At 72.4% G+C, this 25,493-nt stretch carries 23 protein-coding genes; 11 read left to right on the top strand and 12 right to left on the bottom strand.

Annotated features, from left to right (window positions below; genetic code table 11):
- The first annotated feature begins 28 nt into the window (after window positions 1–28).
- The 6 genes from ACFUPX_RS25530 (at window position 29) to ACFUPX_RS25505 (ending at window position 7,839) form a co-directional block, all read left to right on the top strand.
- Window positions 29–1,246, top strand: coding sequence for an ROK family protein (locus ACFUPX_RS25530; protein WP_383327009.1), 1,218 nt, complete (start codon window positions 29–31; stop codon window positions 1,244–1,246).
- Complete coding sequence (locus ACFUPX_RS25525) at window positions 1,243–2,829, top strand: M81 family metallopeptidase (RefSeq protein WP_383327006.1); 1,587 nt, start codon at window positions 1,243–1,245, stop codon at window positions 2,827–2,829. Before ACFUPX_RS25530 ends, ACFUPX_RS25525 begins: the two co-directional genes overlap by 4 nt.
- 78 nt (window positions 2,830–2,907) lie before the next feature.
- Window positions 2,908–3,738 (top strand): transporter substrate-binding domain-containing protein, encoded by an 831-nt coding sequence (locus tag ACFUPX_RS25520; protein WP_383327003.1) that lies wholly within the window; start codon window positions 2,908–2,910, stop codon window positions 3,736–3,738.
- Window positions 3,739–3,831: 93 nt separating this feature from the next.
- Window positions 3,832–5,328: a hypothetical protein gene (locus ACFUPX_RS25515; protein WP_383327000.1), complete on the top strand. Its 1,497-nt coding sequence runs from the start codon at window positions 3,832–3,834 to the stop codon at window positions 5,326–5,328.
- A gap of 47 nt (window positions 5,329–5,375) precedes the next feature.
- The gene (locus tag ACFUPX_RS25510) at window positions 5,376–6,446 is read left to right on the top strand and encodes a caspase domain-containing protein (RefSeq protein ID WP_383326997.1); all 1,071 of its coding nucleotides are present in this window, start codon (window positions 5,376–5,378) and stop codon (window positions 6,444–6,446) included.
- The gene (locus tag ACFUPX_RS25505) at window positions 6,430–7,839 is read left to right on the top strand and encodes a hypothetical protein (protein ID WP_383326994.1); all 1,410 of its coding nucleotides are present in this window, start codon (window positions 6,430–6,432) and stop codon (window positions 7,837–7,839) included. Before ACFUPX_RS25510 ends, ACFUPX_RS25505 begins: the two co-directional genes overlap by 17 nt.
- Window positions 7,840–8,122: 283 nt before the next feature.
- On the opposite strand, the gene ACFUPX_RS25500 is transcribed toward ACFUPX_RS25505, so the two are convergent.
- The 4 genes from ACFUPX_RS25500 to ACFUPX_RS25485 form a co-directional block, all read right to left on the bottom strand.
- Window positions 8,123–8,869, bottom strand: a complete 747-nt coding sequence (locus ACFUPX_RS25500) for a BTAD domain-containing putative transcriptional regulator (RefSeq protein ID WP_383326990.1) — start codon at window positions 8,867–8,869, stop codon at window positions 8,123–8,125.
- Between the two features lie 128 nt (window positions 8,870–8,997).
- Entirely contained in the window at window positions 8,998–11,829 is a 2,832-nt protein-coding gene (locus ACFUPX_RS25495; protein ID WP_383326987.1) for an AAA family ATPase, read from the bottom strand.
- 155 nt (window positions 11,830–11,984) lie between these two features.
- Window positions 11,985–12,191 carry a hypothetical protein gene (locus tag ACFUPX_RS25490; protein WP_383326984.1) on the bottom strand — a complete coding sequence of 69 codons (207 nt, stop codon included), beginning with the start codon at window positions 12,189–12,191 and terminating at the stop codon, window positions 11,985–11,987.
- A 193-nt stretch (window positions 12,192–12,384) separates the two neighbouring features.
- The gene (locus ACFUPX_RS25485) at window positions 12,385–13,482 is read right to left on the bottom strand and encodes an NADH:flavin oxidoreductase/NADH oxidase (RefSeq protein ID WP_383326980.1); all 1,098 of its coding nucleotides are present in this window, start codon (window positions 13,480–13,482) and stop codon (window positions 12,385–12,387) included.
- Window positions 13,483–13,638: 156 nt separating this feature from the next.
- On the opposite strand from ACFUPX_RS25485, the gene ACFUPX_RS25480 reads away from it, so the two are divergent.
- A complete protein-coding gene (locus tag ACFUPX_RS25480) occupies window positions 13,639–14,004 on the top strand; it encodes an ArsR/SmtB family transcription factor (protein WP_383326977.1) in 366 nt (121 codons plus the stop codon).
- Between the two features lie 121 nt (window positions 14,005–14,125).
- Here ACFUPX_RS25480 and ACFUPX_RS25475 read toward each other — a convergent pair whose 3' ends face one another.
- Complete coding sequence (locus tag ACFUPX_RS25475; RefSeq protein ID WP_383326974.1) at window positions 14,126–15,469, bottom strand: FAD-dependent oxidoreductase; 1,344 nt, start codon at window positions 15,467–15,469, stop codon at window positions 14,126–14,128.
- 177 nt (window positions 15,470–15,646) lie between these two features.
- On the opposite strand from ACFUPX_RS25475, the gene ACFUPX_RS25470 reads away from it, so the two are divergent.
- The gene (locus tag ACFUPX_RS25470; RefSeq protein ID WP_383326971.1) at window positions 15,647–16,117 is read left to right on the top strand and encodes a DUF6214 family protein; all 471 of its coding nucleotides are present in this window, start codon (window positions 15,647–15,649) and stop codon (window positions 16,115–16,117) included.
- A 27-nt stretch (window positions 16,118–16,144) separates the two neighbouring features.
- Here ACFUPX_RS25470 and ACFUPX_RS25465 read toward each other — a convergent pair whose 3' ends face one another.
- Window positions 16,145–17,074 carry a LysR family transcriptional regulator gene (locus ACFUPX_RS25465; RefSeq protein ID WP_383326968.1) on the bottom strand — a complete coding sequence of 310 codons (930 nt, stop codon included), beginning with the start codon at window positions 17,072–17,074 and terminating at the stop codon, window positions 16,145–16,147.
- Window positions 17,075–17,226: 152 nt separating this feature from the next.
- On the opposite strand from ACFUPX_RS25465, the gene ACFUPX_RS25460 reads away from it, so the two are divergent.
- A complete protein-coding gene (locus tag ACFUPX_RS25460) occupies window positions 17,227–18,480 on the top strand; it encodes an MFS transporter (protein ID WP_383326965.1) in 1,254 nt (417 codons plus the stop codon).
- 44 nt (window positions 18,481–18,524) lie between these two features.
- Here the strand turns inward: ACFUPX_RS25460 and ACFUPX_RS25455 are convergent, their stop codons facing one another.
- Window positions 18,525–19,175 carry a DUF305 domain-containing protein gene (locus tag ACFUPX_RS25455; RefSeq protein WP_383326962.1) on the bottom strand — a complete coding sequence of 217 codons (651 nt, stop codon included), beginning with the start codon at window positions 19,173–19,175 and terminating at the stop codon, window positions 18,525–18,527.
- A gap of 176 nt (window positions 19,176–19,351) precedes the next feature.
- Here ACFUPX_RS25455 and ACFUPX_RS25450 point away from each other — a divergent pair, with 176 nt between their 5' ends.
- Window positions 19,352–20,854 (top strand): LVIVD repeat-containing protein, encoded by a 1,503-nt coding sequence (locus ACFUPX_RS25450; protein WP_383326958.1) that lies wholly within the window; start codon window positions 19,352–19,354, stop codon window positions 20,852–20,854.
- Here the strand turns inward: ACFUPX_RS25450 and ACFUPX_RS25445 are convergent.
- Window positions 20,842–21,510 (bottom strand): TetR/AcrR family transcriptional regulator, encoded by a 669-nt coding sequence (locus ACFUPX_RS25445; protein ID WP_383326955.1) that lies wholly within the window; start codon window positions 21,508–21,510, stop codon window positions 20,842–20,844. The two genes, ACFUPX_RS25450 and ACFUPX_RS25445, sit on opposite strands and share 13 nt — an antisense overlap.
- A gap of 191 nt (window positions 21,511–21,701) precedes the next feature.
- Here ACFUPX_RS25445 and ACFUPX_RS25440 point away from each other — a divergent pair, with 191 nt between their 5' ends.
- Complete coding sequence (locus tag ACFUPX_RS25440) at window positions 21,702–21,947, top strand: DUF2630 family protein (RefSeq protein WP_383326951.1); 246 nt, start codon at window positions 21,702–21,704, stop codon at window positions 21,945–21,947.
- Between the two features lie 30 nt (window positions 21,948–21,977).
- Here the strand turns inward: ACFUPX_RS25440 and ACFUPX_RS25435 are convergent, their stop codons facing one another.
- The 4 genes from ACFUPX_RS25435 to ACFUPX_RS25420 all read right to left on the bottom strand — a co-directional run bounded on the left by ACFUPX_RS25435 (window position 21,978) and on the right by ACFUPX_RS25420 (window position 25,423).
- The gene (locus tag ACFUPX_RS25435) at window positions 21,978–22,679 is read right to left on the bottom strand and encodes an HAD family hydrolase (RefSeq protein ID WP_383326948.1); all 702 of its coding nucleotides are present in this window, start codon (window positions 22,677–22,679) and stop codon (window positions 21,978–21,980) included.
- A 66-nt stretch (window positions 22,680–22,745) separates the two neighbouring features.
- Complete coding sequence (locus ACFUPX_RS25430; protein ID WP_383326945.1) at window positions 22,746–23,474, bottom strand: phosphatase PAP2 family protein; 729 nt, start codon at window positions 23,472–23,474, stop codon at window positions 22,746–22,748.
- A 269-nt stretch (window positions 23,475–23,743) separates the two neighbouring features.
- Window positions 23,744–24,679, bottom strand: coding sequence for a M56 family metallopeptidase (locus ACFUPX_RS25425; RefSeq protein ID WP_383326943.1), 936 nt, complete (start codon window positions 24,677–24,679; stop codon window positions 23,744–23,746).
- A 144-nt stretch (window positions 24,680–24,823) separates the two neighbouring features.
- On the bottom strand, window positions 24,824–25,423 hold the full coding sequence (locus ACFUPX_RS25420) for a DUF5134 domain-containing protein (RefSeq protein WP_383326940.1): 600 nt from the start codon (window positions 25,421–25,423) through the stop codon (window positions 24,824–24,826).
- Between the last annotated feature and the right edge of the window lie 70 nt (window positions 25,424–25,493).

Genomic DNA, 25,493 nt, shown 5'->3' with positions numbered 1-25,493 from the left:
GCTTCGAAGGGATTTAGTGTTCGTCCCGATGTCGAACGAACTGATCGAAGCAACTGGGGGCGGCATGTCCGGCACACCGCACGGCGAACCGGGATCGGCGCAGCACATCCTGCAGCTGGTCTCCTCGGGCGCCGCCTCCTCCCGGGCCGATCTCGTACGGGAGCTGGGGCTCGCCCCCTCCACCGTGTCGCTGCGCGTGCAGGAACTCGTCGCCGCCGGCGTGCTCACCGAATCCGGCGAGGGAGCATCCCGCGGTGGCCGCCGTCCCCGGCTGCTGCGCGTCCACGCACAAGGGGGCGTCGCGCTCGCCGCGGACCTGGGCAGCCACCACGCGCGCATCGGCGTCGTCGACCTCGGCGGCACGGTCCTGGACGCCGTCGACCTGCCGCACGACATCACCGCGGGGCCCGAGTCCGCCGTCGACTGGCTCTGCGCCCAGGTCGCCGACCTCCGCGCACGCCAGGGCGAAGCGGGCCGCACCGTCCGCGCCCTCGGCGTCGCCTTCCCCGGCCCCGTGCAGCCCGCCCAGGGCCGCGTCCTGAGCCCGTCGCGCATGCCCGGCTGGCACCGCTACCCGCTGCGCGACGTCCTCGCCGAACGCCTCGGCATCCCCGTCACCGTCGAGAACGACGCCACGATGATGGCCGTCGGCGAGCACCGCACCGCACGCCCCGGACTCGACCACATGGTCGTCGTCAAGGCGGGCCGCGGCATCGGCAGCGGCGTCATCGTGGCGGGCCGCCCGCACGACGGCGCCAACGGCTCCGCGGGCGACATCAGCCACGTACGCGTCGAGGCGGCGGGCGACCGCCCGTGCAGCTGCGGCAACATCGGCTGCCTGGAGACCGTGGCCAGCGGCGCCGCCCTCATCCGCGAACTGGCCCTGCAAGGCGTCGAGGTGAGCGACACGGCCGATCTGCTGCGGCTCGTCTCCGACGGCGACCCGCAGGCCACCACGCTCGTGCGCACCGCGGGGCGGCACATCGGCACGGTCCTGTCCGTCGTCGTGAACTTCTTCAACCCCCAGGCCGTCGCCCTCGGCGGCGTCCTGGCCACCGCCGAACCGCTCGTCGCCGCCGTACGCGGTGTCCTCTACGAGCGCTGCCTGCCCCTGGCCACCGCGGACCTGGAGATCACCACCACGGTGACCGGCCGCGACGCGGGCCTTCTCGGCGCCGGACTCACCGCCCTGCGCCAGAACCTCCCGACGACCCCGGAACCCCAGGAAGAGAGCGTCCAGGCATGACCACCCGCGCAACGAACCAGCGTCGCCTCCGCATCGGCATCGGCGGCATCGGCATCGAGTCCTCGACCTTCTGCCCGCACCGCTCCACCACCGACGACTTCCGCCAGACCCGCGGCCAGGACCTCCTGGACCGCTACACCTGGACCCGGCCGGATGCGGACCTCGCGTACACGGTCGAGTGGGTGCCGCTCCTGCACGCGACCTCGCTGCCCGGCGGTCCCGTGGAGGCGCAGTCGTATCTCATCCTCAAGGACGAACTGGTCACGCGCATACGGGAAGCGGGCCCCCTGGACGGCCTGGTCTACGACATCCACGGCGCGATGAGCGTCATCGGCCTGACCGACGCCGAGGCCGACCTGACGGAGGCGGTCCGCGCCGCCCTCGACGCCGTCGGCACCCCCGACGGCGGCCGCCCGATGATCTCGACCGCCATGGACCTGCACGGCAACGTGTCGCGCAGGTTCGCCGACCCGATCGACCTGCTCACGGCCCACCGCCTGGCCCCGCACGAGGACGCCTGGGAGACCCGCGAGCGCGCCGCGCGCAATCTCGTACGCTGCCTGCGCGAGGGCGTCCGGCCGCACCGCGCCTGGGTCCAGGTGCCGGTGCTGCTGCCCGGCGAGAAGACCAGCACCCGCCTGGAGCCCGCCAAGTCGCTCTACGCCTCGCTCGCCGACATCGAGAAGCTGCCCGGCATCCTCGACGCCGCGATGTGGGTCGGCTACGCCTGGGCGGACGAGCCGCGCTGCAAGGCCGCGATCGTCGTCACCGGGGACGACGCCGAACTCGCCGCCACCGAGGCCGAGAAGCTGGCACGCCGCTACTGGGACGCGCGCCGCGACTTCGTCTTCGTCGGGCCCACGGGAGACGCCGATGAATGCATCGAGAAGGCGGTCGCGTCGGACCGGCGGCCCTTCCTGATCAGCGACTCCGGCGACAACCCCACGGCGGGCGGCGCCGGCGACCTCGCGTACATGCTGGGCAAGCTCCTGGCGAACGAGGCGATCCGCTCCGGGAAGGTCACCGCGGTCCACCCCGGCATCACCGACCCGGTCGCCGTCGCCCGCTGCTTCGAGGCCGGAGTCGGCGCCGATGTCACCCTGAGCGTCGGCGGCAAGGTCGACGCGAACCACGGCGGTCCGTGCGAACTCACCGGCACCGTCGTGGCGTTGCAGCGCGCCGCCGAGCAGAAGGACCGGGCCGAGGGCGGCGCGTACGACCGGGGCGTCGACATGGCGGCGGTGCGGACCGGCGGCGTGACCGTGATCCTGGTCGAGCGCCGCAAGCCCTTCCACACCCTCGCGGACTTCATGGGCCCGGCGGACGGCGGCCTCGGCATCGACCCGCGCACCTTCGACCTGGTCGTCGTCAAGATCGGCTACCTGGAGCCCGAGCTCTACGACATGGCCGCCGACTGGCTCCTCGCCCTCACCCCGGGCGGCGTCGACCAGGACCTGCCGCGGCTCGGTCACCACCGGGTGGAGCGGCCGCTGTATCCGTTCGACGAGGACGCGTACGAGGATGCCTGCGAGGGTGGCGAAGGCCCCGGTCTCAAGGCGACCCGGCTGACGCCGCTCGCCTGATGAGAAGGGGCTTCACCTGCTCTGATGCTTCTGCGAAGGTGATCCCTCTGAAACGCGATCCCGTCCGGAGGAGCCCCTGTGAAGCGCGCCGCCACCCTGTCCGCCCTGGTCTGTCTGCTCGCTCTCACGGCTGCCGCGCCCGCGTCGCCCGACGCCGGGCGCGGCAAGGACCGCCACCACGGCAGCCTGCTGGACTCCGTGCCGAAGAGAGGTGTCCTGAAGGTGTGCACGACCGGTGACTACCGCCCGTTCACCCACCTCGACCCCGCCGACAAGACGTACAGCGGCGTGGACATCAAGATGGCCGATGACCTGGCGAAGAGCCTGGACGCCAAGCCCTCGTACGTGGCCACGACCTGGGCGAACCTGACCAAGGACGTCGCGGCGGGCCGCTGCGACATCGCCGTCGGCGGAGTCTCCATCACCCTGCCGAGGGCCCGCCAGGTCTACTTCAGCGAGCCGACCCGCGAGGACGGCAAGACGCCGATCGTGCGCTGCGCCGACAAGGAGAAGTTCGGCGAGGGCACGCTGAAGGACATCGACAAGCCGGGCACCACCGTCATCGTCAACCCCGGTGGCACGAACGAGCAGTTCGCGCGCGACCACATCAAGCAGGCCACGATCAAGCAGCACCCGGAGAACACCACGATCTTCCAGGAGATCGTCGAGGGCCGCGCGGACGTGATGATGACGGACGCGAGCGAGACCCGCTACCAGGCCAAGATCCACCCCGAACTCTGCTCCCTGCACCCCGAGAAGCCCTTCACCTTCTCCGAGAAGGCGTACGCGCTGCCGCGCGGGGACGAGCCGTTCAAGGAGTACGTCGACCAGTTCACGCACCTGGCGACGCACGACGGGACGTACGCGCGCTACGAGGCCGAGTGGATGGGCGCCCCCTCGGGTTCCTAGTCCCGCCGGGCCATTCCCGGTCCTTGAGGGCAGGGGTAATCCCTGAGGTGGTCCCCGATGTCGGGGCGGCCGGGCCGTCCTACCTTCCTGGACATGGCTTCCTTCCGTGATCGGTGCATCCACAGCCGGCAGGGTGGTCGGCTCGCCTCGACCACCACCGCCGACATCGACCGGCTCGTGGCCGGGCTCAAGGACCGGCCGCGCGTCGTGCTGCACTTCCACGGTGGGCTCATCGACGACACGCTGGGTTTCGCCACCGCCGAGCGGCTCGCTCCCGTGTACGAGGCGGCGGGCGCGGATCCCGTCTTCTTCGTGTGGAGCAGCGGGCTCCTGGAGACCCTGCGGGGCAACCTGCCGCAGATCCTGAACGAGAGCGTCTTCCGTACGCTGCTCAACAGGGTCACGCGCTACGCCACCGGCACCGTGTTCAGGGAGCCGGGACAGCGCGCCCTCGGGGTGGCGGCCACTCCTACCCCGAGGGCCGTCGCGGCCGAACTCGCCCAAGTGCGCACGGGGCAGGAGCCCTACGCCCGCCTGAGCGCGCCGCGGGACGTGCCGCCGCTCAGCGATGCCGAGCAGAAGCAGATCGCCGCCGAGCTGTCGGCGGACACCGAACTGGCCGAGCGCACCCGGGAGATCGTCAACTCGGTGGTGCCCCCGGGCCAGGTCCACCCCACAGAGCCGGCCGCCGCGGCGCGAGACATCATCGGGGGGCGTGCCGCGGCGGCCACACTGATGTCACCGGATGTGGTGGCCGCCCTCGCCGCCAGGGCACGTACGGGGGAACGTGCCCTGGTGAGCACGGCGTTGGTCGTCCGCAAGACCGTGCGGGTCGTCGCCGCGGTCGTCGGCCGCTTCCGGGAGCGCAACGACCACGGGCTCTATCCGACGGTCGTCGAGGAGATCCTGCGCGAGTTCTACCTCGCCAATGTGGGCGCCGCGATCTGGGACGCGATGAAGCGGCAGACCGCCGACACCTTCGTCGCCGCGGACGACGAGGTCCGCGCCGGACGGTACTTCCTCGACCGGTTCGCCGAGCTGCTCGCCGCGGGCACCCGACCTCAGGTGACCGTGGTCGGCCACAGCGCGGGCGCCGTGTTCATCGGCAATCTGCTGGACGACCTCGCGCGCAGGCGCGCCGCGGACGACGACCTCGTCCCCGCCGACTTCCGGCTGCGGGACGTGGTGCTCCTCGCGCCCGCCTGCACGGTGGCGCAGCTGGCTCCCGCGGTCCGCCGCCAGGCCGAACTCTTCGACCGCTTCCGGATGTTCACGATGACCGACGCGGCGGAGCGGGCCGACCACCTCGTGCCGTTCCTCTACCCGAGGTCGCTGCTCTACTTCATCTCCGGAGTCCTGGAGCGCGGTCCCTCCCGGCGGTCCACTGTGACACCGATCGCGGGCATGCAGCACTGGTACCTCGACCCCGCAGCGCTGGGACCCGACTCCGACGACCTGCGCGGCTTCCTGCGGGCGGACGCCGCGCGCACGGTCTGGTCACCAGGGCCTGGCGCGGGGGCGCGCAGTCACATCGCCTTCGACGACGATCCGCAGATCCTCGCGAGCGTGGCCGCCATGCTCGCCGGCTGAACGGCGCGAGGCTGAACGGCGCGAGGCTGAACGAGGGGGAGAGTCCGATGAACGACCTGCACTACGCCGTGGTCGTCGGCATCAACCGCTACCCGGCCATCGGCGACCTGCAGGCCGCTCGGGGCGATGCGGTCCGGTTCCGTGACTGGCTCGTCGATCCCAAGGGAGGCGACGTGCCCGAGGACAACGTCACGCTGGTGGCCGCCACCGACGAGCAGGAGCGCACCGCGGACTTCATGACCGCCGTACCGACCAGGGAGAACGTCGACCAGGCGCTCTACCGGGCGAACATCGCGGTCCAGCGGGCGATCGAGGCCAGGCCCGAGGAGGAATGGGAGGCCGCGAGGCAGCGGACCCGTCTCTACTTCTTCCTCGCGGGGCACGGATTCATGACGCCCCCGGGCAGCACCGCGCTGCTCATGGCCAACGCCGCGTTCGACCTGCTGGGCAACCACCTCGCCGTGGGCCAGTACCTGGACTGGTACGAGTCGTCGTCGCCGTTCCGCGAGATCGTCTGCTTCGCGGACTGCTGCCGTACGAGCAGCGGAAACGGCTCCGTCTTCCCCTTCGGGCCGCCCTTCACCACCACCGTGGGAGCGCTTGAGAAGGTCGACTGCTTCGTCGGGTACGCCACCTCGCAAGGAGATCCCGCCTACGAGGAACAGAACGCCGACCCCGACCTGGCGCGCGGGCACTTCACGACCGCGCTCCTCGACGGCCTCGGCGGGCGCAGCGTCACCCGCAAGGGGCTCGTCACCTCCGACAGCCTCGCGGACTACGTCGTACGGCACGTGGAGGACCGCACCCGGCACCTGCTGGTCCCGCAGCAGCCCCGGTTCGTCAAGGGCAGCGCTCCGATGGTCTTCGTGCGGGACGTGGAGAACGGGATGCCGTACGTCACGCTGCGCTTCCCCGAGGGGTTCAGGGGCTGGGTGCAGTTGCGCGGCGGCGACCCCGACGAGCCGCCCCTGCGGTGGCACGTGGAGGCCGCGGAACACGTCGAGAAGCTCGCCCCCGGCCTCTACCGGGTCACGCCGGAGAGCTGGACGGCGGACGACTTCCAGAACGGTGGATTCTTCGAGGTAATGACGGGCGGTGGCCATGGTGTCCAGCTCTGAAGAGCGACGGCGCTCGGATCAGGGGACGGCGAAGCGGGTGCCGTTCGTCGTCGAACCCGACACCCCGTCGGTCCAAGTCACCGTCACCGACTCGGCGTTCCGCGAGGTGGCCCACGCGATGGGCACCATCGACACGACGCTGCCGTCCGGCATCTACCGCATCGAGCAGCGCCTGGGAGGCGCGGTGGAGAGCCGCTTCGTCGAAGTCGGCACGGAGCCGTTCACCGAGCACCTCGCGCTGCCCGACATGCCCACGGCCACCCCGGTCGAAGGCACCCCCACGACCCGTGAGGACCACCGCGCGGCAGCGGTGCGCTGGAGCACCGGGTCGACGCACGGCGGGGGCCCGCCGACCCTGATGGTCCTGATCCGCAATCTGCGCCGGGGCTGGCAGCTCGACCCGTTCTCCCTGGAGGTCGCCGACGAGGGCGGCAGGCCCGTGGACGGCGGCGCGGGCGGCTGGGAGCCCGCGGGCGGACAGGGGTGGTCGGCCTGGAGCGGTGAACTGCCGCCCGGCGGCTACCGGTTGAGGACCCGCAGGAAGCCCGCCGACGGGCTGCCGCTCGCACAGGCGCTGCACGTGCTCGACGGCTGGACGACCCTGGTGTTCGTGAGCAACGGACCGCAGGGCCCGCAGCCGCAGTTCGCCTCGATCCAGATGGTGCCCCACGGCGTCGGCTGGCAGCCGGCCGAGCGCACCCTGGACCTGGCCATGGAGGCCGCTCTCTCGGGGCTGCGGCAGGGCATCGACCTCGTGTCGACGCGGCAACTGCTCGGCCTGCTCGACGCCAAGAACGTCAATCCCTTCCTCGGCATCATCGGGGCCCACGCCCTGCTGCTGCACCCGACCCCCGATCTGGGGCGGATCGCCGGCCTCCTGGAGCGCCTGGTCCACCACGCCCCCGCCCAGCCGGACATCGCCGCGCTGTGCACCCTGCTCGACGAACCGGTGCCGCCGGTCGCCTCGCCGCCCATGCTGGCGGCCTCCTGCCGGCTGCTCGTCCGGGCGGACTCGGCGGACCCGGGGATCCTCCAGGACGGTTCGGCGGCCGAGAGCGTGGCGGAACACATGGTGGGGCGCGGCGTCTGGACGACCTGGCTGGAGCAGGAGAACCGGCCGGGCATCGCCGCGCGCGGCGGCCTCGTCCCGCCCGCGCTGCGGGAAGCCGGCATGGCCAGGCGGCCCCGGTTCGCCGAACCGGTCGACCGGGTCCAGCGCTACGTACGGGAGATCGCGAGCGTCGAGGACAAGAGCGTCGACGACGTCCTGCGGACCATGGAGCCCAAGGACCTGTCCCGCAGGACCGGCATGCCGCACAGGGCGGTCGACAGGGCCATAGGCGAGCTCAGGCGCTCACAGGGGGACGACCCACAGGGCTCACCGGGGGTGTGAGGCCGCGACGGCCGGGAGCCGATGCCCCCGGCCGCCGCGCATCCCGACGCCCCGTTGCCGCGCTCGGCACCCCCGTGACCGTGCGTGGCGGAACGTCGATGGCCTGCCGGCCGCGTCCCCCAACACGGCCGGCAGGGGTGGGTGGGACGACCCGCGGCCCGTGCACCCCCGAGCGCGCACGGACAGCCAGGCCGTCGGTGACGTGGTGGCACGTCACCCGTTCTTGAGGAACCCCCGCCGCCCTCACGGACACCATGGCCGCCTCGCCTTCCCGTCGTGCCCGTCAGGTCAGCGCGCGCCGCACCATCGTGAGGAACTGCTCCGAGGGTTCGATGCCGAGCTCCGTGCGGAGCAGCCCGCGGAACGCCTTGAAGTGGCGCACCGCCTCCGCGAGGTTGTTCTCGGCGAGGTGCACCGTCACGACCGCCCGCCGCGCGCTCTCGCGCAGCGGATCGATCCGGGTGCTCTCCAGCGCGGCCTCCAGGGCGGGGGCGTACTGCTCCTGCGCGACGAGCCGCGCCGAAAGGGCCTCCAGCGCGTGCAGCCGCAGCTGGTGCAGCCGCTCCCGCTCGAACACCACCCAGTCCTGGTACCAGCCGGGCAGCAGCTCGCCCATGCCCATCAGCGAGGCACAGGCGGCCCCGGTCCCCTCCGCCGATGCCGCGAGGACGCGGTGCGCCGTGGCGGTGAAGTCCTCCACGTCCATCCGGACCTGCCGACTGAGTCCGAGCACCCCGGGCCGGGGGTCGGTGACGGCCGAACCCGCCGCGTTGAGGCGCCAGATGGCGGTACGGAGGCAGGCACGCGCACGCTCCTCGGTGACGTCGGGCCACAGCGTTCCCGCCAGGACCGAACGCGTCGCCGGGCCACGAAGACCGAGCAGGGCGAGCAACTGCTGCCCGCTGGCGGACACGTCGACCTGCCCGCCACCGTCACCCTCGCCGCGGCTGAGGTGAAATCCCCCGAGCAGCCGCAGACGCAGGGCCGGTGGCGCGTCGCCGCGGACCGCCGGACGTTCCGTGACAGCCATCTGTGCACCCCCAGTTGTGCATCCCATCCCCTGACCAGCCAAGAAACTACGCCGGGCGGCGGCAGGGGTGCCTCAGGGAACCGCCCAGGGATAACCCCGGTGTGCCGGGGCTCCGGCCAGGGGACGGGCTAGGACGAGGTGCGCCGCTCCTGGGGGGCGAAGTGGTGCACGAGCCCGATGCGCGAGGCGATGCCCAGCTTCGTGTACGTGTGGCCCAAGTGGTACTCGATGGTCTTGACGCTCAGTGCGAGCGCGGTGGCGATCTGCCGGTTGGTGAAGCCCTGCGACGCCAGGCGCGCGACGGCGAGCTCCTGCGGGGTGAGCCCTTCGGCGGCCACATCGGCGCCCGCCGGATCGTGCGCGGGCCGCGGCGGCGCGGCGCGCCCGCAGGCGTCCAACTCCCGTTCGCAGCGCGCCAGATAGGGGCCGGCGTCCAGTTCGCGCATCGTCGTGTACGCCGCCTGGAGCTGGGCCACGGCCACCGAGCGGCGGCCGATCCTGCGCAGGAACGCCCCGTGGTCGAGCTGGACGCGAGCGCGGCCGAACGGCGACGGGATCTGCGCGGCCTGGTCGTGCGCGCGCAGGAACGACGCCTGGGCGCGGTCCGGCTCCCTGCGCGCGGCGTGCAGATTGCCGCGCACCCGGGCCGCGGCGGACAGCGCCGCGTGCTGCCCGCGCGCCGAAGCCCGCTCCTCGTAGGGCAGGAGCACCGCCTGGGCCTCGTCGAGGTCGCCGAGCTGGATCAGCGCGTCGACCAGGAGCTCACGCCAGGACACCACGCCGGGTTCGTTCACGCCGTCGTGCGAGGCGAAGTCCAGGAGCGGGCGCAGCGCGTCGACGACCCGCTCGGGCTCCGCGCGCGCCTCGGCGAAGGCCCCGTGCGCGGATGCCGCGTACGCGTAGGCCAGCGCGCTCTCGTCGCAGCCCGGCGCGTCCAGGGCGAGCCGCAGGTGCGCCGATGCCCGGTCCCACGAGCCGCGCGCGGAGAGGATCCAGCTGGCGATGGCGTGCGTGACCGGCTTGAGCCACGACTGCTCGGTGTCGTCGGCGATGGACGCGGACGCCTCGGCGTGCAGCAGCGCCTCGTCCCAGTCGCCGAGCCGGTGCAGGGTCTGCGCGAGCGCCGACGCGGAGAGCAGCCGCAACGGCACCGTACCCCTGCGGCAGTTGGCGACAGCCCCGAGCAAGTCGGCGCGTGCGCCCAGCAGATCGTCCGACCAGAGCCTCAACTGGCCCCGCGCAAGGAGCAGATCGATGCTCGCGGGCGGTACGAGGAGCGGATCGGGAAGGTCTCCGGCGAGCTCGATGCCCTTCTTGGCGAACCCGCTCAGACCGAGCGCGAGAAGGTGGTTGAAGCGCAGCATCCGGCTCGGCCCCTGGAGGGTGGAGAGCCGCTGCGCGCGCTCCGCCCACTGGGCGGCGTCGGCCGAGCGCCCCCGCATCACGGCCGCGTAGCTCAGCTGCTCGGCCGCCCGCGCGGCCAGCGAGGGGTCGCTCTCGTGATCGCACTGGTTCCACGCGTCGAGGAGCAGCGTCTGCGCCTGCTCCATGCGCCCTTGGACGCGCGCCACATATCCGCGTACGTAACCGCGCAGCGCCGGGTCCGCGCTGGCCGGCAGCCCGGCCGCGAGCTCGGCGGACTCGTGCACCCGGCCGTCGAGGAGCAGCGCCTCGACCGCCTCGACGGCCAGGCGGTCACGTTCCAGGTCGGTCGTCGCCACCCGCGACGCGTGCCGCAGGTGCGTGCCCGCCACCGCCCACTGCCCGGTGGCCGCCTCGCGCCTGGCGCACGCGGCGAGGGCGGCGGCAAGATGCTCGTCGGGTCCGGTCGCGGCGAGCACGCGGTGCCGCAGGCTCGCGTACTCGTCCTCGACCAGGGCCGCGGCCCGTGTGTGCAGGTCGGCCCGGTGTGCGGGGCCGATGTCCTGGTAGACCGCGGCGTGGACGAGGGGGTGCGGGAAGGCGATCTCGGGCGCGGCCCCGGGGTGCGTCTCCTTCAACAGGCCCGCCTTCACGGCCCGTTCGAGCGCGGGCAGGGGCGCGGTGACACGCGCGAGTGAGGCGGCAAGGCTCAGCGGGCAGGAGAGCCCGAGCACGCTGACCGCCTGGACGAGCCGCAGCGCCTGGGACCCGCACTCCGCGAGGTTGGCGAGCACCAGCATGGCGTACGAACGGGGCGCGGGCAGGGGGGTGGCGACGTCCCGCAGGACGTGCGGGGGCACCTGGTCGAGGAGCGCGCGGGCGTGCAGCGGATTGCCGTGGGTGTGTCCGTGCAGGCGTACGGAGGCGGAGTGCGGCAGCCGGTCGGCGCCCATCTGGGCGCTCAGGGAGCCCAGTTCGTCCGGGCTGAGCCCGTGCAGCGGGATGCGCCGGGTGCGGACGTCGGAAAGCAACCGGCGGATGCCCTCCGGCAGTTGGGGCGCCTGCGGGTCGCGCGCCGTCACGATCGCGAGCACCTTGTCGAGGCGCAGCCGCCGCAGCGCGAACGTCAGCGCGTTCAGCGAGGCGGAGTCGGCCCAGTGGGCGTCGTCGAGGACCAGGACGACGGGCCCCTTGTCCTGCAACTCGCTCAGCAGGTCGAGCAGTCCGAAGCCTGCCGCGAGCGGCGGCAGCGTGCCGGGCGCCGAGCGGGGCATGCGGACCAGCGAGCCGAGGCAGTCCGGCAGCGGGATCGGGCTCTGCCCGACGAACTGGGCGAGCACCCCGCAGGGCAGCGCGCTCTCGTTCTCCTCGCCGCTGGCCTGTAACACGCAGGCGTCGCCCGCCGTGTCGAGGAACCTGCGCACCAGTGCGGTCTTGCCGATACCGCCGGGCCCGTCGATCAGGACGAGGCGCGGTACCCCCTCGCACGCCCGGCGGAACTCCTCCTGGAGCGCCGCGAGTTCGTGCGTACGACCGGAGAACGCCTCATGGGGCGCCGGTGCGTGGGCATGGCCGTTCAGTATGTCGCCGGACGTCATCACCGCCCCCACCTGTCGGCACCCGGTACGGGCGCCAGGACTGTGACGGTGACCCGTGCCGGGCGCATGGCCCTGAACGTCCACGATGATGCCCGAACGGGTCCCGGTACAAGCAGATTCCCCGCTCCCGCAGCGCTGTTTGCCCTGCGGTGGGATCACGCGTCACAGGAGTCGCCATCCGTCGCGGAGGCAGGCTCTCCGGTCTCCGTGCAGGCCGCGTCCGGCGGCTCCAGCAGCGAGAGCAGTTCGAGCCAGCCGTGAAACGGCGTGCGGCGCCCTGCATCCCCTTTCCCGTCACTCTCGTCCACCACGTTCCCGTGGACGCCCCCCGGCGAGCGGAACACCTCGATGACGTAGCGCACAACGCCCTCCCGAGAGCCGGTACGGGCTCCGAACCAATGACCATCGCGACAGCGCCACGCTACGAACCCCGGGCCGCCCGCCGCTTCGGGGTGTCACCTAGGGATGACCCCAGGCACCGACCCTTGGCCAAGGCTCTGTGGCAGGTCAGCGCGGGGCGGGGCATCGGACCGTGCGGCCTCAAACCGTGCGGCCTCAGACCATGCGGTGGTACTGCTGGGGAGTGGCCACCTCGCCGCCGAGTTCGTTCGCGGCGTGGCGGGCCCATGAGGGGTTGCGCAGGAGTTCGCGGCCCAGGAGCACGGCGTCCGCCTCGCCGTTGGCGAGGATCTTCTCGGCCTGCTCGGGGTCCGTGATCATGCCGACGGCGGCCACGGGGAGCGGGGTCTCGGCCTTCACCCGCGCCGCGAAGGGGACTTGGTAGCCGGGGCCCGCCTTGATGCGCGCCCTCGGGGCGTTGCCTCCGCTGGAGACGTCCAGGAGGTCCACGCCGTGCGCGTGCAGTTCCTCGGCGAGGCGGACCGTGTCGTCGGCCGTCCAGCCCTCGCGCTCGTCCTCGGGGTTCTCCGTCAGCCAGTCGGTCGCGGAGACGCGGAAGAAGAGGGGCAGTTCCTCGGGCCAGACGGCGCGGACCGCGTCCACGACTTCGAGGGCCAGCCGGGAGCGGTTCTCGAAGGTGCCGCCGTACTCGTCCGTGCGGTGGTTGGTGAACGGCGAGAGGAACTCGCCGATGAGATAGCCGTGGGCGCCGTGGATCTCCACCACCTGGAATCCGGCGGCGAGGGCCCGCCGCGCCGCGGCGGCGAACTGGCCGACGACGTCGTGGATCTCGTCCGTGGTGAGTTCGTGCGGCAGGTGGTGGCCCTCGTCGAAGGGGAGCGCGCTGGGTGCCACCGGCTGCCACCCGTTCTCGTCCTGGCCGACCGGCCCGCCGCCCTTCCAGGGGCGGTCGGTGGACGCCTTGCGGCCCGCGTGGGCGAGCTGGATGCCCGGGGTGGTGCCCTGTGTCTTCAGGAAGCCGGTGATGCGGCGCAGCGCCTCGACCTGCGTGTCGTTCCATATCCCGAGGTCCGCGGGGCTGATGCGACCCTCGGGGCTCACGGCCGTGGCCTCGACGAGGATCAGTCCGGTGCCGCCGGTGGCGCGCGCTCCGTAGTGGGCGAAGTGCCAGTCGCCCGCCACACCCGCGTTCGGCCCGGACACCTCGGCCGAGTACTGGCACATCGGCGCCATCCACACCCGGTTGGGGACGGTCAGCGATCGCAGGGTGTAGGGCTCGAACAGCGCGCTCACGGCGGACTCCATTCGTCACGGACTTCGGTACGGCCCGTACGGTAGCCCTCGTAGTACGGCAGATGTCAAACTACGATGACTCTCGTACTATGGAGCCCTTCGAGAAGACGTGAAGCCCCGATGAACCCCGGCGAACCCCGATGAAGTGGAGCCGTCATGACGACCGCCGCACCGATCAGCACCCGTGCGCTCGACCATCCGGCGCGCACGGAGATCCGGCTCGAAGGCGTGCTCCACGCGCTGTCGGATCCGATGCGCCTGCGGGTCGTACGGCAGTTGGCCGGCTGCGAGCCCGGTCTCGACGGTCTCTCCTGTTCGCAGATCGACCTGCCCGTCACGAAGTCCACGAGCACCCACCACTTCAGGGTGCTGCGGGAGAGCGGCGTCATCCAGCAGATCTACCGCGGCACGGCCAAGCTGAACGGACTGCGCCGCGAGGACCTGGACGCACTCTTCCCCGGCCTCCTGGACAGTGTCCTCGCGGCGGCGGGTACACAGGCAGCGCGCATGGCCACCCCGTAACGAGGGCGCCCCGTAAGGGGCCCGGGGAACTGCGCGACAAGCCCCCACCGGCCCGCGGCAGAGGTCACCCCCCGGGCCCGCGGTAGACATTCACCCCAGGCGCCGCAATTGACGACGGACGCTAGAAGCCCCGCGCAGCGGCCCGCAGCCCCGGCCAGTCGGGGATCTTCACCGGCCCGCGCCCCAGCGACCGCCCCAGCTCCGCCTCCGCACGCTCGATGCCGAGCCAGCCCTGCCACTCGACGGGACGCAGCCCCGCGCCGCGAAGGGCGAGCAGCGGATCCTCCGGGACGCCTCTGCGTACGAGGGCGGGGGCGTCGTCCAGCAGGGACAGCACCGTCTCCTTGGCGCACGGGCGGTTGGTCCCGATGACGCCCGTCGGGCCCCGCTTGATCCAGCCCGCCACGTACTCGCCGGGCGAGGCCGCGCCCTCCCGCAGCACCCGCCCCGCCGCGTGCGGCACCGTGCCGAGCCCGGGGTCGAACGGCAGCCCGTCGATGGGCACCCCGCGGTAGCCGACCGAGCGCAGGACCAGTTGCCCCGCGATGTCCTCGTAGCGCCCCGATCCCGTCACCCCGCCCCGCCCGTCCGGCAGCGTCCGCTCGAACCGCACCCCGCCGACGCGGCCCGCGGCCTCCGTGACGGCCACCGGACGCAGAAAGAACCGGAGCCGGATACTGCGCGGCAGGTGCCGCGCCGGGCGCTCGGCCCAGCCGCGCATCACCTCGACGTTGCGGCGGCCCACCGCGGGCAGGCCGGAGGGGTCGGCGTACGCGGGATCGAGCGCCAACTCGGCGGGATCCACCAGCACTTCGGTGTCCGGCAGCGAACCGAGCTCGCGCAGCTCCTTGGTGGTGAAGCGCGCCTGCGAAGGGCCGCGCCGCCCCACCATGTGGACCTCGCGCACCCGGCTCTCGGCCAGCACGCCGATCGCTGCCTGGGGCATGTCGGTGGGCCGCAGCTCGGCCACGCCGCGCGCCAGCATCCGTGCCACGTCCACCGCGACGTTCCCGACGCCGATGACCACGGCGGAGTCGACGCCCGCGGTGAATCCGTCGGCCGTCACGTCCGGGTGCGCGCTGTACCAGGACACGAACTCCGTGGCCGAGTGGCTCCCCGGCAGGTCCTCGCCCGGCACGCCCAGCCTGCGGTCGGCCGCCGCGCCCACGCAGTAGACCACCGCGTGGTAGAGGTCGAGCAGCCGGGCCACCGGGAGGCCGCCGGGGCCGACCTCGATGCCGCCGAGGAAGCGCACGCGGTCGTGTTCGAGGACCGTACGCAGGTTGTTCTGGAGGGACTTGATCTTCTCGTGGTCGGGTGCGACTCCGTACCGCACGAGGCCGTAGGGGCAGGGGAGCCGGTCGATGACGTCGACGCGTACCCCCGGCACGCGGTCCTGCTGGACGAGGGACTGCGCGGTGTAGACCCCGCTCGGGCCCGAACCGACGACGGCGACCTGCAGCACGGCGGTGCTCCTTCCGCGAGGCGGCCTCGGGGTGGACTCAGCATCGCACTCCGGTGCGTGAAGGGGGAGACGCCGTCAGGGGCGCGTCGATCCGGGCGCCCCGCTCAAGGACCGGCCGCCGCGCGGATCCTGCGTGCCGTTCGTGACCTAATGCGATCGCACGGCTACCTTTTGATTGTGCTTGAGAGCCCCTTTTTTGGCGTTTCTGATCACTATCGACCGAATGCTGATGGCTCACCCTCATTCTCGCCCCCTTCTCCATCTCCGTCCGCGACTCCGCCTTCGTTCCACGTACGGCTGACCTTCGGCGACGGAGCAGCCATCGACGCACGGGCCGTGGTGACGGAAGGGCGGATCACCCTGGAGGGCCTGGACGCCCGGCCGCCGGGTCCGGACGAGGACCCGGTGCGCCCGCCCCTCCTCCACCAGCGGGCATCACCCGCCGCACACCGCGCCCGCCCGTCCTGGCCGCGTGGGCGCGAGGGGCGGCTGATGGTGGCGCGGGAGTACCGCGCGGCGCAGGCCGAGGGGCGGGATCCGGTGCTCGCCGTGATGTACGCGACCGGCCGCAGCCGCCGCAGATCCCTCAGGCTCATCGCCTCCGCGCGGGACGCGGGCGTCCTGCCCCCGCGCCACAACCGCCGCTGACCTGCCCGCGGGCGCCGGCCGCCGCGCTCACCACGCCCACGAGGGTGTCCACGTCCCGCCGTCGCGGTCGCCGGGCCGCGTGGCGGCGAGGTGGTCGCGCAGGGCGGTGAGCGCCGGGTGCGGGTTGTCGCCGCGCCAGAGGAGCGAGTGCGGGTAGACCGGCGTCGGGTCGTGCACCTCGATGCGTCGCAGGTCGTCGGCGAGGGGCCAGCTGAGGCGGGTCCGCGCGCCCACGAAGGTCGCGAGCGTCGGGGAGGCGGCGAGCGTGTCCAGGAGCGGCTCGGTGCCGAAGTCGGGTCCCGTCGCCTCGATGGTGATCCCGAACGCGGCGGCGAGCGCCTCGTAATAGGCGGCCCACTCCGTACCGGCGATGATGCCGGGCATCCAGATCCTGTGCCCGGCAAGCTGCGCCGGGGTCACCGCGCCGGCCGCCGCGAACGGATGGGCGGGACCGGCGAGGAGCTGCACGGGCTCGTCGTACACCCGGGCGGCCTCGACCCCCTCGGGCAACTGCCGTGCGGGCAGGGTGAGGGCGCGGAAGGACGCGTCGATCGTGCCCGAGCGGACGGCGGTCAGGGCCGCTTCGGCGTCGAAGAGCGTCACGACGTCGAGCTCGATGCCGGGATGCGCCCGCCGGAAGCCGCTCAGCAGCCCCGCGGGCGCGAGCCGCCGCCCGATCACGTCGACGCGCAGCGCCCGGCGGCCGGGCCGCACGGAGGCCGCGGCCCGCTCCTCGGCCCGCAGAAGCTCACGGGCGTGCGGCAGGAAAGCCTGCCCGTCGACGGTGAGCCGGGCCCCGCGCGCGGTCCGCGTGAACAGGCGCACCCCGAGGTCCTTCTCCAGGGTGGCGACGCGCTTGGAGACGGCCTGCTGGGTGATGGCGAGAGCGGCGGCGGCCGCCTGGAACTGTCCGGCGTCCGCGACGGCGACGAAGGTGCGCACGGCATGGAGATCCACGCCGGTCATCCTAGGAGGCGCGGCGGAGGTACAACCCGCGGTTGTGGCCGCCCGCGCGCCGCGGTTGTTTGACCTGCGGACCTGTCGCCGGTTTGGATGCCGCAGGTCGAGTCGGGGCTGTACGGGCGCAGGGGCGAGGGGTGGCACGGGGCATGGTGGCCAGGAGGTCGCTCGGGCGGCGGTTCGGATGGCTGTGGGCGGCCTACACCGTCAGTGCGTTCGGCACGCGGCTCGCGTTCGACGCGTTCCCCTTGATCGCGATCCTGGCTCTGGACGCCGGCCCGACGCAGGTGTCGGCCCTCGCGGCGGCGGGGTTCGCGGTGGGCGCCGTGGTGGCGGTGCCGCTCGGACCGTGGGTGGAGTTCCGCCGCAAGCGGGCGGTCATGATCGCGATGGACCTGGTCCGGTGCGCGGCCCTGCTCAGCGTTCCCGCCGCGTACGCCTTCGGCCTGCTGGGCTTCGGTCAGCTCCTGCTCGTGGCGGTCGTGGTCGGCGCGGCCGACATCGCGTTCACCGCGGCGAGCGGCGCGTGCCTCAAGGCACTCGTACGGCCGCAGGACCTACTCGTCGCGAACGGCCGCCTGGAGTCCACGAGTTGGACCGCCCTGATGCTCGGACCGCCGCTGGGCGGAGCCGCCATCGGGCTCTTCGGCCCGGTGATGACCGTGGTGGCCGACGCGATCAGCTATCTGCTCTCGGCCCTGGGGGTCCGCGCGATCGGCGGCAAGGAGGCGCACCCCGTGCGCACCGGGCCGCAAACCCGGTTCCGGGCGGGCGATCTGCTCGACGGCTGGCGCTACATCCTGGCGGGCCCGGCGCTGCGCCCGCTCTTCTTCAACACGGTTCTGAACAACGGCCTGATCATGGCGACGTCGCCGCTCCTCGTCGTCCTGATGGTCGGCGAACTCGGCTTCGCGCCCTGGCAGTACGGCCTGGCCTTCGCCGCGCCCTGCGTCGGCGGCCTGATCGGCTCGCGGCTCGCCGGGCCGCTCGTCGAACGGTTCGGGCGCCACCGGGTCCTGCGCACCGCGGGGACGCTGCGGGCGTGCTGGCTCATCGGCCTCGCCTTCATCGGCCCCGGAGTCGCCGGGCTCGTCCTGGTCATCGTCGTCGAGTTCGGCCTCATCACGTGCTCGGGCGTGTTCAACCCGGTGTTCGCCACCTACCGGCTCGACCACACCCCCGCGGACCGTGTCGCGCGCACCCTGTCCGCGTGGTCGGTCACCAGCAAGCTCAGCATCGCGGCCATGACCGGACTGTGGGGCCTGCTGGCGGCCGTCACGGGGCCGCGCACCGCGGTCGGGATCGCCGGGGTGCTCATCCTGGCCACCCCCTTGCTGCTCCCGCGGCGCGACCACGAGCCGCACGACGACGTGCGGGACGCCGCCGTCCAGAGCCACACCTGACGGCCCCACTCGGCAGCCACGTCCGACGCCCCGCGCCCGGCACCTCACATCTTGCGCATCCGGCCGATCTCCGCCGTCTGCTGCGCGATCACGTCGTTGGCCATCTCCTCGACCTGGATGTTGTTGCCCTCGGAGAGCGCGTCCGTGGCCATGGTGATCGCGCCGTTGTGGTGAGTGATCATCAGCTTCAGGAAGAGCTCGTCGAACGCCTTGCCCTCCGCGGCCCGCAACTGCTTCAGCTGCCCGTCCGTGGCCATGCCCGGCATCGTCCCGTGCTCGTGCCCCTGCTTCTTCGCGCCGCCGTGGTTCTTCAACCAGCCCTTCATGGCGCCGATCTCCGGGCGCTGCGCGGCCGCGATGCGGTCGGCCAGCCGCTTGACCTTCGTGGACTCGGCGCGCTTCGGGGCGAGTTCGGTCATCGTCAGGGCCTGGCCGTGGTGCGTGATCATCATCTGGGTGTAGGAGAAGTCCGCCGAGTTGGGGGTGTCGTCGTCGGTTCTCTTCTTGGCCGCGTCCTCGGCGGACATCGTCGCCGCCGTCTCGCCCGGCTTGCCGGGAGCGATCACCGACGGGCCCGGCGCGGCCTTCTTCGCCGATTGCGAACCGGCGTCGGAGCCTCCTGAATCGCAGGCGCCGAGCGCCAGAACGGCGGCCGTGAGGAACACGGCGACGACGGGCGTACGACGGTTGAGCACGGCTGCCTCCTGTGACGGGCGGGGGAGTTGAGGACCGTCCTAGCACGCTTACGCGCGTGAATGATCAAAAACTTTCATTACAGGTGCGTTGCCATCTGTTGATCTGTGCATGAGGAGCACGATACTGCGGGGTGTCGTGAACCGTTCAACTGCGAACGGCGACTAGGGAGGACGCAGTGACCCTGTTGAACAACCCCCGAACACGGCGCAGACGCTTCGGTGTCGGCGCGGCCGCGCTCGGTCTGGTTGCCGCGCTGTTCAGCGCGGCGCCCGCCGGCGCGACGCCCGACCCGGGTGACTCGCCCGCCGCGCCCAAGAGCGTGTCGAAGAGTGACGCCGCCGACGCGAAGGCGGCGATCAAGAGCGGTGAGATACCCGCGCCCGACGAGATCGTGCACTCGGACAACATCAAACATCTCGCCAACATCCCCAAGGACGCGCTGCCGGGGTTCAACACCGACCTGGCCTTCCAGGGGAAGTACGCCTTCGCGGGCAACTACGACGGCTTCCGCATCTATGACATCAGCAACCCGAAGAAGCCGCGGACCGTGTCCCAGGTCCTGTGCCCGGGCTCGCAGAACGACATCTCCGTCTCGGGGAACCTGCTCTTCCTCTCCACCGACTCCTCGCGCAGCGACAACTCCTGCAACAGCACCACGCAGCCCGCGACCGAGAAGTCCTCGTGGGAGGGCATGAAGGTCTTCGACATCAGCGACAAGGCCAACCCGAAGTACGTCTCCGCCGTCGAGACCGCCTGCGGCTCGCACACGCACACCCTGGTGCCGGAGAAGAGGAACGTCTACGTGTACGTCTCCTCGTACTCCCCGAGCGCGACGTTCCCGGACTGCCAGCCGCCGCACGACGGCATCTCCGTCATCAAGGTGCCCCGCAAGGCCCCGCAGAAGGCGGCGGTCGTCAACTTCCCCGTGCTCTTCCCGGGTGAAGGCCCCGACGGCGGCGGCAACCCGGGCGGGCCCACCAACCCGGGCGTCTCCAAGACCACCGGCTGCCACGACATCACCGTGCTGCCCTCCAAGGACCTCGCGGCCGGTGCCTGCATGGGCGACGGAATCCTGTTCTCCATCAAGGACCCGGCGCACCCGAAGGTCGTCGACCGCGTCCAGGACAACAAGAACTTCGCGTTCTGGCACTCGGCGACCTTCAACCAGAAGGCCAACAAGGTCGTCTTCACCGACGAGCTGGGCGGCGGTGGCGGCGCCACCTGCGACGAGGCCACGGGTCCTGAGCGCGGCGCCAACGGCATCTACGACATCACCGGCAAGGGCAACCACCGCAAGCTCGTCTTCAAGAGCTACTACAAGATCCCGCGCCACCAGGCCGCGACCGAGAACTGCGTGGCCCACAACGGCTCGCTGATCCCGGTCAAGGGCAAGGACCTGATGGTCCAGGCGTGGTACCAGGGCGGCGTCTCCGTCTGGGACTTCACCAACTCCTCGAAGCCGAAGGAGATCGGCTACTTCGAGCGTGGCCCCCTGTCCACGGACGCGATCCAGGTGGGCGGTTCCTGGTCGGCGTACTACTACAACGGCTACATCTACTCGAACGACATCGCCAAGGGCTTCGACGTCCTGAAGATCGACGACAAGCGGACGGATCCCGCCGAGCGGGTCCGCGTCCGTGAGCTCAACGTCCAGACCCAGCCGGACTACTTCGACTGAGTCGGCCGGGTCCGCACGGCCTGATCGTGGTCGGCTCGCACATGTGTCCCGCCGGGTGGCTCATCGCCCGGCGGGACGCCGAGTTCCCAGGCCAGCCCGTACCGCTGGAACAGTTCGGCCCGCAGCGCGCCCGCCGGCATCGGCGCCCCGGGAAGCAGCACCGCGAAGACCGCGCCCATCAGCAGGGCGCGCAGCAGCGGATAGTCGGTGTCCACGTCGGGTGACCCATGGCGTACGACGGTCTCGCGGAGCAGTTCGGCCAGGTGCTGCTGCTCCGGGCAGCGCACGAACCCGTCCGCCTGGAGGATCCCCGCCATGTGCGTGCGCATGAGGAGGGGCTGGTCCCGGGCCAGGCCCAGGATCGCGTCGATGGCGCGGGCCAGGAGTTCGTCCCCGTCCGCCGGCCGCGGCTCCCGTTCGAGGGCGGCCTGAAGCGTGCGGTGCATCAGGCGGTGCACCGCCGACTGCAGGAGCTGGCGCTTGCCGGGGAAGTAGTACGACACCAGACCGCGGGCCGAGCCCGCGCGGTCCGCGATGTCGCCGAGAGTCGTCGCCTTGTAGCCCCGCTCGCCGACTAGGTCGACCGTGGCCTCCAGGAGCCGCTCCCTGGAACGCCTTCGCAACTCTTCATTGACCGATGCGCTACGCGGGGACATCCTGTAACTCCTGCGTTGACTGGCTTCGAGCCAGTATACTCAGGACGTCTCGGACCAAGGCTCCCAGTGGGTCCTTCTTGGTCCGATGTGCCTGGGGCAGGCAACACCGCGGGGGAGTGTTGCCTGCTCACAGGTGCCGATCGGCCGAACCGTCCTTACAGTGGGCCGGGGGGCCGAGGAGGCGTACTGCGATGGATCAAGAGCAGATTCTGTCCCGGATCGCGTCGATGGTCGACGACGAGCGGACGCTGCGGGAGTCCCTGGCGTCCGGAGCGATCGACGAGACGACGGAGCGCGCGAGGCTCGGCGCGATCGAACGTGAACTGGACCGCTGCTGGGATCTGCTGCGCCAGCGGCGCGCGAAGGCGGAGTTCGGCGAGGACCCGGACGAGGCACGGGTGCGTCCCGCCGCCGAGGTCGAGGGCTACCGCTCCTGAGCCGCTGCCCGGCTCCGCCGCCGACTGCGGCTATGCCCTGTCGACGAGGCCGAGCACGGGGAGCAGTCCGCCCGGCCGCCGGTCCACGGGCAGCGGGTCCACGAAGTGCACCGCGCAGCCGAGCGTGGCGGCGCCCGCGTCCGCGTGCCGGTCGTCGCCGATCATCAGGGCGTGTGCCGGATCGACGCCGATGTCCTCGCAGGCGCGCGCGAACAGGCGGGGGTCCGGCTTCTGGACCTCGTGCTCGTACGACAGGGCGTACGCGTCGACGTACGTGGCCAGGCCGTGGGCGTGGAAGACGGGGCGCAGGTCCCAGCCGATGTTGCTGACCACCGCTACGCGAATGCCCCGCTCGCGCAGCCCCGTGAGCACCTCGGCGGCGTCGGGGTAGGGACGCCAGGCCTCCGGGTTCATGTGGCGTTCGTACAGGGCGCCGTGCAGGCGCGGATCGGGCAGCGGGACCTCGCGCGACATGGCCGTGAACGCGGCACGGTGCTCCGCGGCGGTGCGGTCGCGCTGGGCCCACAGCTCGGCAAGGCGCTCGGGAACGGCGGTGGGACGAGCCCCGCCCGGCAGCGCGCCCGCTCGCTCCAGGGCGCCCGCCAGGCGCTCGGACTCGGCTTCGGGGAGCGGCAGTCGGGCCTCCTGGAGCACCGCGCGCAGCCAGGCCCCGGTGGACTCGATGCGGAAGAGGGTCCCGGAGAAGTCGAAGAGCGCGCCCTTGATCGTCATGCCGGGAATCCTGCGGGAGCGGCGGACGGGGGGTCAAGTGGCACGTGGTCTCGTCACGTGGTCTCGTCAGGCGGTCTCGTCACGCGGTGCGGCGTCGCCCGCCCCCTCGCCCGGCTGTTCGCCCGGCCGGTGGGTGTACGTCGCGATCGCGAGGGCCACCATCAGCGCGCCGAGGAGCCAGCCGCCGACGACGTCCGAAGGCCAGTGCACGCCGTTCCAGATCCGGGTCACGCCGACCCCGACCACGGAGACCGCGGCGATCGTCACGCCCGTGCGCCACACGGCGGGCCCGACGCCGTACAGACGCAGCAGCCACAGGAGCAGCCCGCAGGCGACCGTCGCCGTCAGGGCGTGTCCCGAGGGGAAGGCCGCGAAGTGCGCGGAGTCCACCGGGTCGGGCCACGCCGGGCGCGGCTTGTCGACCGCGGCCTTGAGGCCCTGCTGCACCAGGGTGCCCACCGCGCAGGTGGCGGCGATCCAGAGCCCGAGCCGGTACGCCCCGCGGAAGGCGAGCCACACCACGGCCACGGCGCACAGCGCGCGCATCGTCCACGGGTCCCACACCCAGTCGGTGAGGACGCGGCTCGCCTGGGTGAGATCGTCGTGCGCCACGGCCCAGCGGTGCGTGGTGCGCGCGATGTCGCCGTCGAGGGTGCGCAGCGGGCCCCACTCCAGCTCGACCAGGAGGACGAGCAGGGCGGACGGCACACACAGGAGCGCGGCGGTGAGCGCCGCGCGGGACTTCCGCGGACGGTGCGGACTGGGCGGCGAGTCGAGAGGTGCGGCGGGGTGCATGGAGAGATCCTCGCCGACAAACGGCGCCGGAAACCATCCCGGTGCGCTCGCGCGGGGCGAGCGATGGCGCCTTGCCCTGCCGGCGACAGACCACTACGGGCCTCGGCCTCCGCCCCTGGCCCGCTGTCCCGGACGACTGGCCCGGTGTGCTTGCCCCGGTCGACTGGCCCGGCGTGCTTGCCCGGACAACTGACCCGGTGTGCTTGCCCCGGATGACTGGCCCGGTGTGCTGCACCGGACGACTGGCCCAGGCCCGCTTACCCGGACGACTAGCCCAGCGCGCGCAGCCCCGGCACGAACGTCACCAGGAGCGGTACCACCGGCACCATGGCCGCGGCCGCCGTCAGTCGCAGCCGCCGTCCCGCGGTGAGGCGTGGCCGTGCGGACAGCAGTCGGTGCACCCGCTGCGGCACGTGTGCCTGCGGGGTCGGGCAGGGGCCGAAGACGCCCCGGTCCTCGTTCAGCTCGACGAGCGCGAGGGCGATCGTCAGGCGGCCGAAGCGCCGCGATGCCACGTCGTCGGCGGCCAGCTCGACCAGGCGGTGCATCTCGCCCCGGAACGCGGCGAACACCGGCACCTGCGGGAAGCCCACGGCCAGCGCGCCCGAGCAGTGCAGGAGCCAGTCGTGCCGTGCCTGCGCGTGCCCCTGCTCATGGGCGAGCACGGCATCGAGCTGACGGCCCTTCAGGCGGCGCAACGCGGCCGTGGTGATGACCAGTTGGGGCGCAGAGCCCGGCAGCCACCAGGCGTCGGGCCGCTCGCCCTCCAGGACGACGAGACGGTCGGCGCCCGGCTCCTCGCCGGGCAACAGCGGTGCGCGCAGCAGGAGTTCGGTACGCCGCTTGCCGCGCCGCGCCCGCGCCCTGACGATCTCCCGGGTCAGCATCGCGGCCGTCCACACGCCGCCCAGGGCCAGCACCACGGCGGTCGCGGGGGCCCAGGCGCCTCCCGCCCCGAGTGCGTACGCGTCGACCACGTCGTGCGGCGCGGGGGCGAAGACATGACCGCGCACGGCCTGCCACGCGGCGGCGGCGCTCAGGGTCATCGAGAGGGCACAGCACATGAGCACACCCGCGACGACGCACTGCCACGCCCACAGCGCGACCACCGGTTCGCGCTCCGGCCAGTCGGCGCGTGCGAGCAGGCGCGGGGCGACGACGGCGGTGAGGGCGCCCAGCAGCAACAGCGCAACGGGGAGCAACATGCGTCAAGACTATGAGGGTGGCGCTCCCGGAGGGTATGGACTATCGCCTCAAGTGACGCACGACACGGCTGATCGCGGGATATCACCCCTTACGGCCTCGCGGCTGCCATGCCGCGTCAGGAGCGTCGTGCTCGTGCTCGCGCTCTACAGCGTCAGAAGCATCGCGATCATGGCGATCCCCATGGACAGGCGGCACGCCATCGCGAGCTCCGTGCGGTCGGCCCACCCCGTGATCGGGCCGCCGCCACCCCCTCCCTCCGCCGCCGCGAGCGTCGGGACGGGCAGGAGACGGGCCCCTGACCAGAGCACGTACCCGGCGAAGTAGAGCAGGAGCGCTCCGGTGAGTGCCGGCGTGCCCCCGCCGCCGTGGCCCGCGTGGGCGCCGGGCGTCGCTGCCATGGCCACCGCCATGTAGACCATGGCGCAGGCCCCGACCAGGTGATGCAGGTGATGCCGGTGGTGTCGGTCGTGCCGGTGGTGACGATGCCGGTGCCGTCGCGCCGCCCAGAGCGCCCGCAGCGCCGCCGCGCCGAACACGGCCGCGTACGCCAGCCAGACCCACCGCGGCGGTGCCAGTACGGCCGCCGGCAGGGCCATCAGCGCCATTCCGAAGCCCATGAGCGCCTCGCCGCCGGCCGCCCGGCGCTGTTCCTCGATCCTGCTGCGCATCCGCAGCAGACAGTAGGACCCGGTCGCCGCGCACAGCGCGACGAGCAGCCAGCCGGCCTGCGCCGGTCCGTGCACCGCGCACCTCCCCGATTGACGGTGTCGTCGGGTCGATGCCCCCGCACAGGGCCTCGTATGCGAGCGCACG

The organism is Streptomyces sp. NPDC057302 (assembly GCF_042667685.1).
Taxonomy (GTDB): domain Bacteria; phylum Actinomycetota; class Actinomycetes; order Streptomycetales; family Streptomycetaceae; genus Streptomyces.
The sequence above is the reverse complement of the archived record's forward strand: the minus strand, read 5'-3'. Positions and strand labels throughout refer to the sequence as shown.

What these genes read in the sequence shown, in the direction of transcription:
- ACFUPX_RS25530 (WP_383327009.1), top strand. Translation starts at nt 29, where the DNA reads ATGTCGAACGAACTGATCGAAGCAACTGGGGGCGGCATGTCCGGCACA.
- ACFUPX_RS25525 (WP_383327006.1), top strand. Translation starts at nt 1,243, where the DNA reads ATGACCACCCGCGCAACGAACCAGCGTCGCCTCCGCATCGGCATCGGC.
- ACFUPX_RS25515 (WP_383327000.1), top strand. Translation starts at nt 3,832, where the DNA reads ATGGCTTCCTTCCGTGATCGGTGCATCCACAGCCGGCAGGGTGGTCGG.
- ACFUPX_RS25510 (WP_383326997.1), top strand. Translation starts at nt 5,376, where the DNA reads ATGAACGACCTGCACTACGCCGTGGTCGTCGGCATCAACCGCTACCCG.
- ACFUPX_RS25505 (WP_383326994.1), top strand. Translation starts at nt 6,430, where the DNA reads ATGGTGTCCAGCTCTGAAGAGCGACGGCGCTCGGATCAGGGGACGGCG.
- ACFUPX_RS25500 (WP_383326990.1), bottom strand. Translation starts at nt 8,869, where the DNA reads ATGGCTGTCACGGAACGTCCGGCGGTCCGCGGCGACGCGCCACCGGCC.
- ACFUPX_RS25495 (WP_383326987.1), bottom strand. Translation starts at nt 11,829, where the DNA reads ATGACGTCCGGCGACATACTGAACGGCCATGCCCACGCACCGGCGCCC.
- ACFUPX_RS25480 (WP_383326977.1), top strand. Translation starts at nt 13,639, where the DNA reads ATGACGACCGCCGCACCGATCAGCACCCGTGCGCTCGACCATCCGGCG.
- ACFUPX_RS25460 (WP_383326965.1), top strand. Translation starts at nt 17,227, where the DNA reads ATGGTGGCCAGGAGGTCGCTCGGGCGGCGGTTCGGATGGCTGTGGGCG.
- ACFUPX_RS25445 (WP_383326955.1), bottom strand. Translation starts at nt 21,510, where the DNA reads ATGTCCCCGCGTAGCGCATCGGTCAATGAAGAGTTGCGAAGGCGTTCC.
- ACFUPX_RS25440 (WP_383326951.1), top strand. Translation starts at nt 21,702, where the DNA reads ATGGATCAAGAGCAGATTCTGTCCCGGATCGCGTCGATGGTCGACGAC.
- ACFUPX_RS25435 (WP_383326948.1), bottom strand. Translation starts at nt 22,679, where the DNA reads ATGACGATCAAGGGCGCGCTCTTCGACTTCTCCGGGACCCTCTTCCGC.
- ACFUPX_RS25430 (WP_383326945.1), bottom strand. Translation starts at nt 23,474, where the DNA reads ATGCACCCCGCCGCACCTCTCGACTCGCCGCCCAGTCCGCACCGTCCG.
- ACFUPX_RS25425 (WP_383326943.1), bottom strand. Translation starts at nt 24,679, where the DNA reads ATGTTGCTCCCCGTTGCGCTGTTGCTGCTGGGCGCCCTCACCGCCGTC.